This is a genomic window from Sedimentibacter sp. B4 (assembly GCF_000309315.1).
Lineage (GTDB): Bacteria > Bacillota > Clostridia > Tissierellales > Sedimentibacteraceae > Sedimentibacter > Sedimentibacter saalensis.
The window spans coordinates 1-12,073 of sequence record NZ_CANG01000041.1; the positions used below are offsets into that span (position 1 = coordinate 1).

The 12,073-nt window shown below is 35.6% G+C and carries 15 protein-coding genes; all 15 read right to left on the reverse strand.

Going from position 1 to position 12,073, the window contains the following annotated elements; genetic code table 11:
• Nucleotides 1–248: 2Fe-2S iron-sulfur cluster-binding protein (locus tag BN358_RS08360; protein WP_040582239.1), on the reverse strand; the 248-nt coding region annotated here is incomplete at its 3' end.
• A gap of 18 nt (nucleotides 249–266) precedes the next feature.
• Nucleotides 267–2,057, reverse strand: a complete 1,791-nt coding sequence (gene nuoF / locus BN358_RS08365) for an NADH-quinone oxidoreductase subunit NuoF (RefSeq protein WP_019228784.1) — start codon at nucleotides 2,055–2,057, stop codon at nucleotides 267–269.
• Nucleotides 2,058–2,073: 16 nt separating this feature from the next.
• Nucleotides 2,074–2,445 (reverse strand): ferredoxin, encoded by a 372-nt coding sequence (locus tag BN358_RS08370; protein ID WP_019228785.1) that lies wholly within the window; start codon nucleotides 2,443–2,445, stop codon nucleotides 2,074–2,076.
• 11 nt (nucleotides 2,446–2,456) lie between these two features.
• Nucleotides 2,457–2,945, reverse strand: coding sequence for an NADH-quinone oxidoreductase subunit NuoE (gene nuoE, locus BN358_RS08375; RefSeq protein WP_019228786.1), 489 nt, complete (start codon nucleotides 2,943–2,945; stop codon nucleotides 2,457–2,459).
• Between the two features lie 298 nt (nucleotides 2,946–3,243).
• Nucleotides 3,244–4,089 carry a ParB/RepB/Spo0J family partition protein gene (locus BN358_RS08380; protein WP_019228787.1) on the reverse strand — a complete coding sequence of 282 codons (846 nt, stop codon included), beginning with the start codon at nucleotides 4,087–4,089 and terminating at the stop codon, nucleotides 3,244–3,246.
• 9 nt (nucleotides 4,090–4,098) lie between these two features.
• Nucleotides 4,099–4,860 carry a ParA family protein gene (locus tag BN358_RS08385; RefSeq protein WP_019228788.1) on the reverse strand — a complete coding sequence of 254 codons (762 nt, stop codon included), beginning with the start codon at nucleotides 4,858–4,860 and terminating at the stop codon, nucleotides 4,099–4,101.
• Nucleotides 4,861–4,871: 11 nt separating this feature from the next.
• Entirely contained in the window at nucleotides 4,872–5,660 is a 789-nt protein-coding gene (gene noc / locus BN358_RS08390; RefSeq protein ID WP_019228789.1) for a nucleoid occlusion protein, read from the reverse strand.
• 13 nt (nucleotides 5,661–5,673) lie between these two features.
• On the reverse strand, nucleotides 5,674–6,387 hold the full coding sequence (gene rsmG, locus BN358_RS08395) for a 16S rRNA (guanine(527)-N(7))-methyltransferase RsmG (RefSeq protein ID WP_019228790.1): 714 nt from the start codon (nucleotides 6,385–6,387) through the stop codon (nucleotides 5,674–5,676).
• Nucleotides 6,380–8,296 (reverse strand): tRNA uridine-5-carboxymethylaminomethyl(34) synthesis enzyme MnmG, encoded by a 1,917-nt coding sequence (gene mnmG / locus BN358_RS08400; RefSeq protein WP_019228791.1) that lies wholly within the window; start codon nucleotides 8,294–8,296, stop codon nucleotides 6,380–6,382. Before mnmG ends, rsmG begins: the two co-directional genes overlap by 8 nt.
• A 14-nt stretch (nucleotides 8,297–8,310) precedes the next feature.
• On the reverse strand, nucleotides 8,311–9,690 hold the full coding sequence (mnmE, locus tag BN358_RS08405) for a tRNA uridine-5-carboxymethylaminomethyl(34) synthesis GTPase MnmE (protein WP_019228792.1): 1,380 nt from the start codon (nucleotides 9,688–9,690) through the stop codon (nucleotides 8,311–8,313).
• A gap of 147 nt (nucleotides 9,691–9,837) precedes the next feature.
• On the reverse strand, nucleotides 9,838–10,464 hold the full coding sequence (gene jag, locus BN358_RS08410; RefSeq protein WP_019228793.1) for an RNA-binding cell elongation regulator Jag/EloR: 627 nt from the start codon (nucleotides 10,462–10,464) through the stop codon (nucleotides 9,838–9,840).
• On the reverse strand, nucleotides 10,465–11,247 hold the full coding sequence (locus tag BN358_RS08415; protein WP_019228794.1) for a YidC/Oxa1 family membrane protein insertase: 783 nt from the start codon (nucleotides 11,245–11,247) through the stop codon (nucleotides 10,465–10,467).
• Nucleotides 11,248–11,261: 14 nt separating this feature from the next.
• Nucleotides 11,262–11,471 (reverse strand): membrane protein insertion efficiency factor YidD, encoded by a 210-nt coding sequence (gene yidD / locus BN358_RS22825; protein WP_083851547.1) that lies wholly within the window; start codon nucleotides 11,469–11,471, stop codon nucleotides 11,262–11,264.
• Nucleotides 11,464–11,805 (reverse strand): ribonuclease P protein component, encoded by a 342-nt coding sequence (rnpA, locus tag BN358_RS08420; RefSeq protein ID WP_019228795.1) that lies wholly within the window; start codon nucleotides 11,803–11,805, stop codon nucleotides 11,464–11,466. The genes yidD and rnpA overlap by 8 nt, the downstream gene beginning before the upstream one ends.
• 48 nt (nucleotides 11,806–11,853) lie before the next feature.
• Nucleotides 11,854–11,988 (reverse strand): 50S ribosomal protein L34, encoded by a 135-nt coding sequence (rpmH, locus tag BN358_RS08425; protein WP_019228796.1) that lies wholly within the window; start codon nucleotides 11,986–11,988, stop codon nucleotides 11,854–11,856.
• Nucleotides 11,989–12,073: the final 85 nt, after the last annotated feature.

Genomic DNA, 12,073 nt, shown 5'->3' on the forward strand with positions numbered 1-12,073 from the left:
GGAGTGTTTGTTCTTACATTCATTCCATCCTGAACCTGAAGTACACAGGATGCAGGAAGATTACGCATTGGTACACCCTTAATGTCAACTTCTACAACGCATACCCTGCAGGCAGCTATTTCATTGATATCCTTTAAAAAACAAAGTGTTGGTATATCAATTCCCGCTTCTCTTGCAGCCATCAATACCGTATAATCTTTTGGGACATTTACCGTTATTCCATTTATAGTTACATTTACTTTATCCAATTATAACACCTGCCTTCCTTACTTTTTAATGATAGCATGGAATGTACAAGCATCCATACAAGCGCCGCATTTAATACACTTATCCTGATTGATAACATGAATTTCCTTCACTTTTCCTTCAATTGCACCAACAGGGCATATTCTCGCACACTTTGTACATCCCTTGCAATCCATAGTGATAATATATCTTAAGAGTGATTGGCAAACTCCAGCAGGACATCTTTTCTCCAAAACGTGAGCTTCATATTCATCTCTAAAATATCTCAACGTTGACAAAACAGGGTTAGGAGCTGTTTGTCCCAAACCGCACAATGATGTTTCCTTTATATTTACAGCTAGCTTTTCAAGCTTATCCAGGTCCTCCATAGTGCCTTTGCCTTCTGTTATCTTATCTAGAATTTCTAGCATTCTCTTTGTTCCCTCACGGTATGGTGTACATTTTCCGCAGGATTCATCAACTGTAAAATCAAGGAAAAATCTTGCTATGTCAACCATGCAGTTGTCTTCATCCATAACAATCATTCCGCCTGAGCCCATCATTGAGCCTACAGCTGTAAGATTGTCATAGTCTATAGGAATATCCAGGTGATCTTTAGTCAAACATCCTCCTGATGGTCCTCCTGTCTGAACAGCCTTGAACTCTTTGTTGTTCGGACATCCGCCGCCTATATCGTAAATAACCTCTCTCAAAGATGTTCCCATAGGAACTTCAACGAGACCTGTGTTATTAATTTTTCCGCCAAGTGCAAATACTTTTGTTCCGGGGGATTTTGCAGTACCGAAGCTCTTGAACCAGTCCGGACCGTTTAATATAATTTGAGGAACATTGGCCAATGTTTCAACGTTGTTTATGATTGTAGGCTTACCCCATAATCCCTTGTTTGCCGGGAATGGAGGCTTGTTCCTTGACATTCCTCTCTTGCCTTCTATTGACTGCATAAGGGCTGTTTCTTCACCGCATACGAATGCTCCTGCGCCAAGTCTTATTTCAACATCAAAATCAAAACCCGTGTTAAAAAGATTCTTTCCTATAAGGCCTACTTCTTTGGCTTGTTTTATTGCAATTTCCAATCTGTGAACAGCTATTGGGTATTCTGCTCTAACATAAATAAAACCCTTTGTAGCTCCAATTGCATATCCTGCAATAGCCATTGCTTCCAAAACAGCATGTGGGTCTCCTTCAAGAACGCTTCTGTCCATGAATGCACCCGGATCTCCTTCGTCAGCATTACAGATTACATACTTCTGGTCAGCTTGGTTTGGAGCAGCAAAACTCCATTTCATTCCTGTAGAGAAACCAGCTCCCCCTCTACCTTTTAAACCGGAATCCTTTACAAGCTGTATTACCTCTGTGGGAGTCATTTCTGTCAAAACTTTTCCTAATGCCATGTAGCCGTCTCTTGCAATATACTCACTTATATCTTCAGGATTTATAACTCCGCAGTTTCTTAAAGCAACTCTTTTTTGTTTTTTATAAAATTCTACTTCACTGAGAGGCTTGATTTTTTCTTCTCTTGCACTTTCATCAAACAGATATTTTCTAACAATTCTTCCCTTCAACAGATGTTCTTCGCAAATTTCGTCAACTCTTTCTACAGTCATTCTTGCATAGAACGATCCTTCAGGATATATTATAACTACAGGTCCTTCTTCGCACAGACCGAAACATCCGGTAGCAACAACCTGTACTTCTTCATCCAACTTTAATTCTTTAATTTTTTCTTCAAATCTTTGCTTAATCAAAGCAGAATTTGAAGAACTGCACCCAGTTCCGCCACATACCAAAACATGAGATCTGAAAATCTTCATCGCTTCTCCTCCACTTCTACTGTTTTTCAGCTGAACCTATTGTATACTCAACAACAACATTGTTGTTTGCCAAATGTTCCGACACAATTCTTTTTGCTTTTTCCGGATCAATATGAACATAGGTTACTTTTTCTTTATCAGCAGTATATACTTCTACAATAGGTTCCAAAGTGCACATTCCAATACATCCTGTCTGCACTACCTGCACATTGCCTAAATTTCTTTTAGCAACCTCTTCAACCAAAGTTGTAAGAACCGGTCTTGCACCTGCAGATATTCCACATGTTGCCATGCCCACAACAACTCTAATATCCTTATCTGTATTTCTCATTTCAATATTCTTAATTGACTCTTCTCTTAACTTTTTCAATTCTTCCAAAGATTTCATAAGCGTCCCCCTTAATCTTTATACTTGGCCAAAATTTCTGGAATTTTTTTAGGTTCCAACTTACCGTATACATCACCGTCTATCATCATAACAGGAGCAAGACCACAGCAACCTAGACATCTTGTAGCCTCAAGTGTAAACTCGTTATCTTCAGTTGTGCCGCCAACACTTATGTTTAACTCTTTAGATAACTTGTCCAAAACCAGCTGTGAACCCTTAACATAACATGCTGTTCCAAGGCATACTCCTATTTTATGTTTTCCCTTTGGCGTGATTGAAAATTGTGTGTAAAAAGTAGCAACTCCATAAACTTCAGCTAGCGGAACATCTACCTCATGAGCAATAAATTTCTGCACTTCAATTGGAAGATAGCCGAAAATTTCCTGAGCCTTGTGCAGAGTCTGCATCAATATGCCCTGTGATTGTCTGATTGAGTCAATGTACTCTTTAAGCTCAATAAACTGCCTTTCATTAGCTCTAACATCAAGTCCTTTAATCAAAATAATAACCTCCCTAGTTTATTTTGAACAGATATTTGTTCCCATTATATATTTTTGTTAATATAATGTCAATCAAATGAACCAATTAAATATTTTAGAAAATTTAATACTGGTTGTATTTACTTTTATTAATTCTGTAAACGTTTTTTACATTATTATATTTATCCATTTTTTTTATAGTTGTCAAAAAGTAAAGATTTTTTATTGTTTAGTATATTGAAGTTTGTTCAAATATTAATAATCGCCAAAATTGTAAACGTTTGTCAATAAATGAAAAGAAAAATCACCTTTTAGCTGATTAATCTTCTATTTTCAACAAATCTAATATTCTGTTCAAATCTTCATTGTTAATATATTCTATTTCAATTTTGCCCTTATTCTTGTTTCTTTTAATATTTACTCTTGAAGAAAATCTATCTGTAAGCATTTCCTCAACATATGCCAGGTATTTGTCTTTTTCGGGCTGAACTCTTCTTTTTGGTTTCTTCGTGTCCCTTACAAGCTTTTCAACGTCCCTCACGCTTAAATTTTCTTTTATAATAAGGTTAGTCATGGCAATTTGTTTTTCAGGAGATAAGCTCAATATTGCTCTTCCATGTCCGGCAGAAATCTCATTGTTTACTATTTTTTCCTTAACATAGCTGTCAAGATTTGAAAGCCTCATTATATTTGTAACATAAACCCTCGATTTTCCTACAATATTTGAAACTTCTTCCTGTGTTATGCCGTATCTGTCCATAATAAAATCATAAGCATTGGCTTCATCTATGGGATTTAAATCTTCTCTTTGTATGTTTTCAATCAAGGCTATTTCAGAAGCATTTTTATTTTCAATGTCCCTGACAATACATGGCATTGATTTGATATTTGCATTCTTGCATGCTCTCCATCTTCTTTCGCCTGCGATAATTGTGTATATGTCATTGTCTTTTCTGACGATAATAGGCTGGATTACACCATATTTTTTTATGGACTCAGTCAGTTCCTCAAGTTTATCCTGCTCAAATACCTTACGAGGCTGATTTGGATTAGGACATATTAAATTTGTGTCTATTTCTTCGATTCTTTTTATATCTTCCTTTTCCAGTTCCTCCGGTATCAATGCTGACAAACCCTTGCCCAAGGCTTTTCTTTTAATAGCCATGTTATCCTCCTAGTTATTCTTGATGATTTCTTCGGAAAGTTTCAAATATGCTTCACTTCCCTTTGATTTTTCATCATAAAGCATGATGGGCTGCCCGAAGCTGGGTGCTTCAGCCAATCTTACGCTTCTTGGAATCACAGTCCTGTACACTTTATCTTTAAAATATTTCTTAACTTCTTCAACAACCTGCACTGAAAGATTTGTTCTTCCATCAAACATATTAAGAAGAACTCCTTCAATATCAAGTTTAGGATTTAAATTTTTTCTTACGAGCTTAACCGTATCAATGAGTTGTCCAACACCCTCCAATGAATAATATTCACACTGTATGGGTATTAGAACAGTATTTGAAGCAGTCAGCGCATTCAATGACAAAAGTCCCAATGAGGGGGGGCAGTCTATTATGATAAAATCATATTTATTGTCCAGCATACTCATCTTTTCTTTAAGAGTTTTCTCCCTGTACTTTGTGTTTGTAAGCTCTATTTCAGCTCCAGCCAGCTGTATGTTTGCAGGAACCAGCTCCAGATTTTCAATATTTGTTTTGCATATTATTTTGTTAATATCATAATCTTCAATCAATACATCATAAATTGTATACTCAAGTTCATTTTTATTAACACCGAACCCGCTGGTTGAATTGCCCTGGGGGTCTATGTCAATACTAAGAACTTTTTTGCCTTTCAGAGCCAGCGCAGCACACAGGTTAACATTTGTTGTTGTTTTTCCTACTCCGCCTTTTTGATTGAATATGCTTATGACTTTAGCCATACTTTCACCCTCTACATGCTTTTTTTAGGAATTTTCACCTTTATTTCAATGAACTCTTCCGATTCTTCCTGCTCAAATCTCGCTTCTATGCCTGTTTTAACTATTTCGTTATAAGCATTCTTTATTGTGTTGATATAAATTTTATAACTGATAAAATTTCTTACATAGCGCTTGTCCTTAATTTTCTTGAGGTTCACATCTTCTGCTATGGAACTTACAAGCTTTTCAGTTTCACTCACATTAAGGTCTTTCTTTATTATTTTTTCCACTATGCTTAAAAGCAGCTCTTCATCATCTAATTTCAAAAGAGCTCTTGCATGTCGTTCACTTAAACTTCCTTCTCTGATTTTTTGTTTTACTGATTCAGGAAGCTTTAATATACGCATTTTGTTTGCTATTGTAGATTGTGATTTACCAAGTTTTTCTGCCAGCTGTGTCTGATTTAGCTCAAAGTCTTCAATAAGTCTTTCGTAAGCCATGGCTTCTTCAATAAAGTCCAAATCTTCACGCTGCAAATTTTCAATAAGTGCCATTGCAGCTGATTCTTCTTCCTTTACTTCAATGATTACTGCAGGAATAGTTTCCCTGCCTAGAAGCTTTACGGCTTTGAATCGTCTTTCACCGGCAATAATCTCATAAATATCATCATAAATTTTTCTTACAGTTATGGGCTGTATAATGCCATAGTTTTTGATGGATTGGCTCAACTCTTCAAGAGCCCTGTCATCAAAAATTTTTCTTGGTTGATTTTTATTAGGAATTATTTTGTTAACATCTATATTTACTATACTGCTTATCAAAATTTTCTCCCCCTCATATTAATGGATCTTTACTTGGTTTTCCCGCTTTTCTCGGGTACTTGCTGTTTGTCTGTTCTATTTTTTCTATAATTACTATTTTTCTTAAAATTTCTGAACCGGGGAGATTAATTTCCTTAATTTCTTTAATTTTGCCCCCAAGCTTGTTTATAGCACTTTCAGAATCCGTTATTTCCTTGGAAATATTTTCGCTTTTATATGCTGCAAAATATCCGCCCACTTTTACAAACGGAAGGCAGTATTCGCCTAAAACATTGAGAGGCGCCACAGCTCTTGAAACACATATATCAAATTGTTCTCTGTACTTTGGATTTTGACCGAAGTCTTCTGCCCTGCCATGAATGAGTTCCACTCCGTCAAGATTCAATTCCTTCCTGACCATATCAAGAAAATCAATTCTTTTTCTCAGACTGTCCAAAAGAGTAACACTCAGTTTGTCATTGACAATTTTTAAAGGGTATCCAGGAAAGCCTCCTCCTGTACCTATGTCGATTAAACTTTTCTTTTCGCAGAAATTTCCTTCATCCAGAAGAACAATGCTGTCTAAAAAGTGCTTCACATATATTTCTTCATCATCTTCAATGGACGTAATGTTGATTTTTTGATTCCATTCTTTCAAAAGATCTCTGTACTTTGCGAACTTCTTTTCAATTTCTGAGCTGTAGGGCAATTTCAGTTGTCTGAAACCCTCTTCCATTGTTTTAATCAAGATTTTCTCCTTTGTCGTGAGATTTGGCTGCGTTTGTCATCATGTACACCAAAAGTACATTGATGTCGGATGGTGACACTCCTGATATTCTCGAAGCCTGACCTATAGAATCAGGTCTTATTCTGTTAAGTTTCTGCTTAGCTTCAAGCCTTAAATTTCCTATGCTGTCATAATCAATGCTGATTGGGATTCTTCTGTTTTCAAGCTTTTTAAACTGCTCTACCTGCTTAATCTGCTTTGAAATGTATCCATCATACTTTATGACTGTTTCAACATAATCCTTTGTTTCTTTGTTTAGCAGCGGTCTTTCTTCATCAAGAGCCGCAGTGTTGTCGTAGTCAAGCTCTGTCCTTCTCAATAAATCATATAAGCTCAAAGGCATTTTTAAAGATGCGCTTCCAAGGCTCTCCAATATTTCATTTACTTCTTTTTTCGGAGTAATTTTTATGTTTTTCAAGCGTTCAATTTCTTCTTCTATTTTTTGTTTCTTTGTTTTAAATCTCTCATATCTTTCTTCTGTAACAAGACCAACTTCATAGCCCTTTTCTGTAAGTCTTTCATCTGCATTGTCCTGTCTCAATATAAGCCTGTACTCAGCCCTTGATGTCATCATGCGGTATGGTTCATTTGTCCCCTTAGTCACAAGGTCGTCAATCAATACTCCGATGTATGCTTCTGAACGGTCAAGAACAAGGGGCTCTCTGTTTTTCAAACTCATGGCTGCATTTATTCCTGCTATCAGACCCTGAGCTGCTGCTTCTTCGTAACCTGAACTTCCATTCACCTGTCCAGCAAAAAATAAATTTTTAATGCTTATGAGTTCCAAACTTGTTTTAAGCTGAGTCGGGTCAATGCAGTCATATTCTATTGCATAAGCAGGTCTCATGATTTTAGCATTTTCTAATCCAATCATAGATTTGTACATTTGAATCTGCACTTCGTATGGAAGAGAAGATGACATTCCCTGAATGTACATTTCCTTTGTGTCGAGACCTTCAGGTTCAACAAACAGCTGGTGTCTGTCCTTATCTGAAAATTTAACAACCTTATCTTCAATGGAAGGGCAGTACCTGGGTCCAATGCTTTTTATAACTCCTTCATAAAGAGGAGATCTGTCCAGGTTTTTTCTTATTATTTCATGTGTTTCTTCTGTAGTGTATGTTATATAGCACGGTACTTGATCAATATTTATTTCATCAGTCATGAATGAAAAGGGAATTATCTCTTCATCCCCTGACTGCATTTCCATTTTTTCATAATCCAGAGAATCAGAGTGTATTCTAGCCGGTGTTCCAGTCTTGAATTTTCTAAGTTCTATTCCCAAATCCATCAATGATTCCGATAGCTCATTTGCGGGAGCCAAACCATTTGGTCCTGAAGAATAATTAAGTTCTCCTATATATACTCTTCCCTTAAGGTATGTTCCAGTTGTGATTATTACTGATTTAGCCCTGTAATATGCTCCTACTTTTGTATAGACATTGAATGTTTTGTCATCATTCACTGTGAGTCTTGTAACTTCAGCCTGAACAACTTCAAGATTTTTCTGATTTTCTATTACTCTTTTCATTTCAGAGTGATACTTGTTTTTGTCTGCCTGAGCCCTGAGGGAATGAACTGCCGGTCCCTTTGAACGGTTCAGCATCTTACATTGTATCATAGTTTTATCTATATTTAAAGCCATTTCTCCACCCAGAGCATCAATTTCCCTCACCAGGTGTCCTTTAGCAGTTCCGCCAATGTTTGGATTGCACGGCATCATGGCTATTGAATCAAGTGTCATGGTTATCATGATAGTACTTAGCCCGAGCCTTGAAGCTGCAAGCGCTGCTTCACATCCTGCATGCCCTGCTCCCACAACAGCCACATCTATTTCTTCTGCAAGAAAATCTCTTACTTTGTCTTCCATTTCGTTTCCTCTTCCTATTTTCCTATGCAAAATTCATTGAATATTTTGTCAACCAAATCGTCGCTTACGGACTTACCAACTATTAGACCTAAATTTTCCATTGTCTCCTTAAGGTCTATTTCTACAAAATCTATGGTCATGCCGTTGTTAATTGACTTTAACACTTCATCAAGGCTGTTTTTTGCATTTACCAGCAAATTCTTGTGCCTTGCGTTGTTTATAATAAGCTCGTTATCAAGATTTATTGCTCCCTCAAAAAACATGCTGCTTAATTTTTCAATTATTTCATCAAGACCCTGATTGTTCACCACAGATATGTTAATTGCATCTTTTTCTATGTCTTCATAATCAGTCAAATTAAGCTTGTTTTCCAAATCCGTTTTGTTCTTTATATAAATTGTTTTTTTATTCTGTATATACTGCAGTATTTTCTCATCTTCAGCTTCAAGTTCTCTTGAAGAATCAAAGAGCATCATAACAAGATCTGCTTCATCCACCTTGCTTAGAGCCTTTTCAACACCTATTTTTTCTACTTTGTCTTCTGTATCTCTAATGCCTGCAGTGTCTATAATTCTTAAAGGTATTCCCTTTATGTTCACATATTCTTCTATTGTATCTCTTGTGGTACCGGGGATTTCTGTAACAATAGCACGGTTTTCATTCAGGAGAAAATTCATGAGCGATGACTTGCCTACATTGGGTTTTCCCAATATAACCGTCTTGATTCCTTCTTTGAATATTTTCCCTGTATCAGCCGTAGATATTAATTTATCTATTTTATTTGAAATTTCTTCGCAAAATCTTTTTGCGTCTGAAATTGTGATTTCGTCTTCATCATATTCCGGAAAATCAATGTTTACTTCTATGTTAGCAAGTATGTCCATGACTTTTTCTATTATGTTGTTTATTTCTTTGGAAAGCCTGCCTTCAAGGTGATTCATGGATATGGCATGGCTTGAATCTGTCTTTGAATTGATAATATCTATGACGGCTTCAGCCTGGGTCAGGTCTATTCTACCGTTAAGAAATGCTCTCTTTGTGAATTCGCCTCTTTCTGCAGGACGAGATCCCATAAGAAGGACTGTCTCAAGTATTTTTTTTGCAGAAATAACTCCTCCATGGCAGTTTATCTCCACTACATCTTCTCTTGTGTAGGTATTCGGACCCTTCATGTAAGAAAGCAGTACTTCATCTATAATTTTGCCCTGATTGTCTATCACATGGCCGTAATGAAGGTATCTTGGCTTTAAATTATTGCCTTCGCCCGTTTTTCTACCTTTTTTGACAAAAATTTTTTCAGCTATACTAAGTGCATCATCACCGCTTATTCTTATTATATTGATACCAGCATTGCCTGGAAATGTTGCTATTGCAGCTATCGTATCACTGTTCATCCTATCACCGTTTCTTTCTTTATAATTCACATATATTTTACATTATTTTTTCACAAATGTACATAAATATTTAATGCTGCATGTGGTATTATCATGTAATTCCTAGTATATAAAATATAACCCGGTTGTCCGGGTTATATGATATGCTTATTTTAAGTCTATTACAACTTTTCTGAAAGGCTCATCACCTTCAGAATAAGTGATTATGTCCTTTTCGTCCTGTAAAGTAGAATGAATTATTCTTCTTTCATAAGGATTCATTGGTTCGAGTCTGACCTTGTGCTTGTAGTACCTGCACTTGTCTGCCATTTTTGCTGCAAGTTTCTTTAATGTCTCTTCTCTTTTGGCTCTGTAATCTTCAACATTGAAAATAACTCTTACATAATTTTCTCTGCCTTTATTCACTATCAAATTAAGAAGAAATTGAATTTCGTCTAAATTTTTACCTCTTTTGCCTATGATTATGCCTTTATCGTCTTCTCCGATTTTAACTATGTCAACTTTTAAAACGTTGTCGGAAAAATCCACCTGGTAATCAGCTTCTATCTCCATTTTTTTAAGCAAGACGTCAAAGAATTTTTTTGTTCTTTCTTCCGGACCATTTGTAACGGTTACTTTGACCTTTGCATCCTTGCTTCCTATCAAGCCGAAAAAACCTTTTGAAGGCTCATTGATAACTTCAATCTGCACTTCTTCTTTCTCAGCATGCAGTTCTTCCAAGGCAGCAGCAATAGCTTCTTCAACTGTAGATCTTTCAATAGTTACATTTTTCATCTATTTTAATTCCTCCTTCGGATTTTTGGACGAATTCATAATAACATATTGTTGTATCAACTGAAATACATTTGAAACAACCCAGTATAATCCTAATCCTGCAGGGAACTGTACACCAAAAACAAATATCATGACAGGCATCATCATATTCATTGATTTTTGTGTAGCCATAGCCTGTTCATTTCCTGCTGGCTGAGTTGACATTGTCATTTTACTTGTCAGATATGTTGTAAATGCTGATATTGCAGCAAATATAGGAACAGCTGCTCCAATGAACGGAAGTGTCATTCCACCCATTGACAATCCATTTACAATTCCGCCGTCAAAAATAAAATTTTCAGTGTATCTCAAGTCATTGATCCAAAAAAATGCTTTATTTATTAAATCATATGCTTCCAGATTCTTAAAAACATATACTTCAGGTGATCTGATAACATAAAAAAACGCAATTAATATAGGGAATTGAATCAACATAGGCAGACACCCTGCAAAAGGACTGTATTCAGCTTCTTTGTACAATTCCATTTGTTTTCTTTGAAGCGTCTGAGGATCTTTTCCGTACTTTTCCTGCAATTCCTGTATTTTTGGATTTAATTCCTGCATTTTTTTCATAGATTTAGTCTGCTTTAACGTCAACGGCATTACTATCAACTTAAATATTATGGTTGACAAAATTATTGAAATTGCATAAGCAGAAAGATATTGGGTATCAAAAACAGATACCATGTCGTATAACAATTTAACAAGCATACCCATTGGCTTTGCTAAAAAATCTAAATTCATGTTTATCCTCCGTATTATTTCAAAGGATCATACCCACCGGGATGAAATGGATGACATCTGAGAATTCGTTTTATTCCTAAGTATGAGCCTTTTATAAAACCGTATTTTTGTAACGCTTCAACAAAATATTGCGAACATGTGGGGTAAAATCTGCAGTGTCTTACTCCCGAGTTCGAAGAAAATTTCTGATATATTCGTATAATAAAAATTAACAGCTTACTTATTTAGATCACCCTTTAACATTTTCTTTTTCTTCATCAGTTTAAAAAATGATTTTTCCAGACTCTTGTAATCTGAATCAGCAGCATTAACCCTGGCCATTAAAACAAAATCATAGCCTTCTTTTAAATTACACTCGTTTAACCTTACTATTTCTTTCAGTCTTCTTCTTATGATGTTCCTTTTTACTGCCAATTTAATTTTTTTTGCAGCAGTAAAACCAAACCTGTTATAACCTAAATTGTTTTTTTTTACAAACAAAACAATATTGTAATCAGATATGGAATCCTTACAATTATAGACAGATTTGTATTCTTTGTTGTTTTTTATGATTATCATTGTTTTTACCTATGTTTGAAAATGGAATAAAAGGCCACATACGCGGCCTTATGCTGACAATTTCTTTCTACCTTTTGCCCTTCTTCTCTTCAAAACATTTCTTCCGGATTTTGTGCTCATTCTTTTAATAAATCCATGTTCGCTGCTTCTTTGTCTTCTTTTTGGCTGATAAGTTCTTTTCATCAGAAAAACACCTCCTTGTACTACAGATATCTATATAAATATCTTAAATTTTCATGTTTTTAAATTATAATATTTTTAAATTTCG

What these genes read in the sequence shown, in the direction of transcription:
- nuoF (WP_019228784.1), bottom strand. Translation starts at nt 2,057, where the DNA reads ATGAAGATTTTCAGATCTCATGTTTTGGTATGTGGCGGAACTGGGTGC.
- rnpA (WP_019228795.1), bottom strand. Translation starts at nt 11,805, where the DNA reads ATGATAATCATAAAAAACAACAAAGAATACAAATCTGTCTATAATTGT.
- jag (WP_019228793.1), bottom strand. Translation starts at nt 10,464, where the DNA reads ATGAAAAATGTAACTATTGAAAGATCTACAGTTGAAGAAGCTATTGCT.
- BN358_RS08385 (WP_019228788.1), bottom strand. Translation starts at nt 4,860, where the DNA reads ATGGCTAAAGTCATAAGCATATTCAATCAAAAAGGCGGAGTAGGAAAA.
- rpmH (WP_019228796.1), bottom strand. Translation starts at nt 11,988, where the DNA reads ATGAAAAGAACTTATCAGCCAAAAAGAAGACAAAGAAGCAGCGAACAT.
- BN358_RS08370 (WP_019228785.1), bottom strand. Translation starts at nt 2,445, where the DNA reads ATGAAATCTTTGGAAGAATTGAAAAAGTTAAGAGAAGAGTCAATTAAG.
- BN358_RS08380 (WP_019228787.1), bottom strand. Translation starts at nt 4,089, where the DNA reads ATGGCTATTAAAAGAAAAGCCTTGGGCAAGGGTTTGTCAGCATTGATA.
- mnmE (WP_019228792.1), bottom strand. Translation starts at nt 9,690, where the DNA reads ATGAACAGTGATACGATAGCTGCAATAGCAACATTTCCAGGCAATGCT.
- mnmG (WP_019228791.1), bottom strand. Translation starts at nt 8,296, where the DNA reads ATGGAAGACAAAGTAAGAGATTTTCTTGCAGAAGAAATAGATGTGGCT.
- BN358_RS08415 (WP_019228794.1), bottom strand. Translation starts at nt 11,247, where the DNA reads ATGAATTTAGATTTTTTAGCAAAGCCAATGGGTATGCTTGTTAAATTG.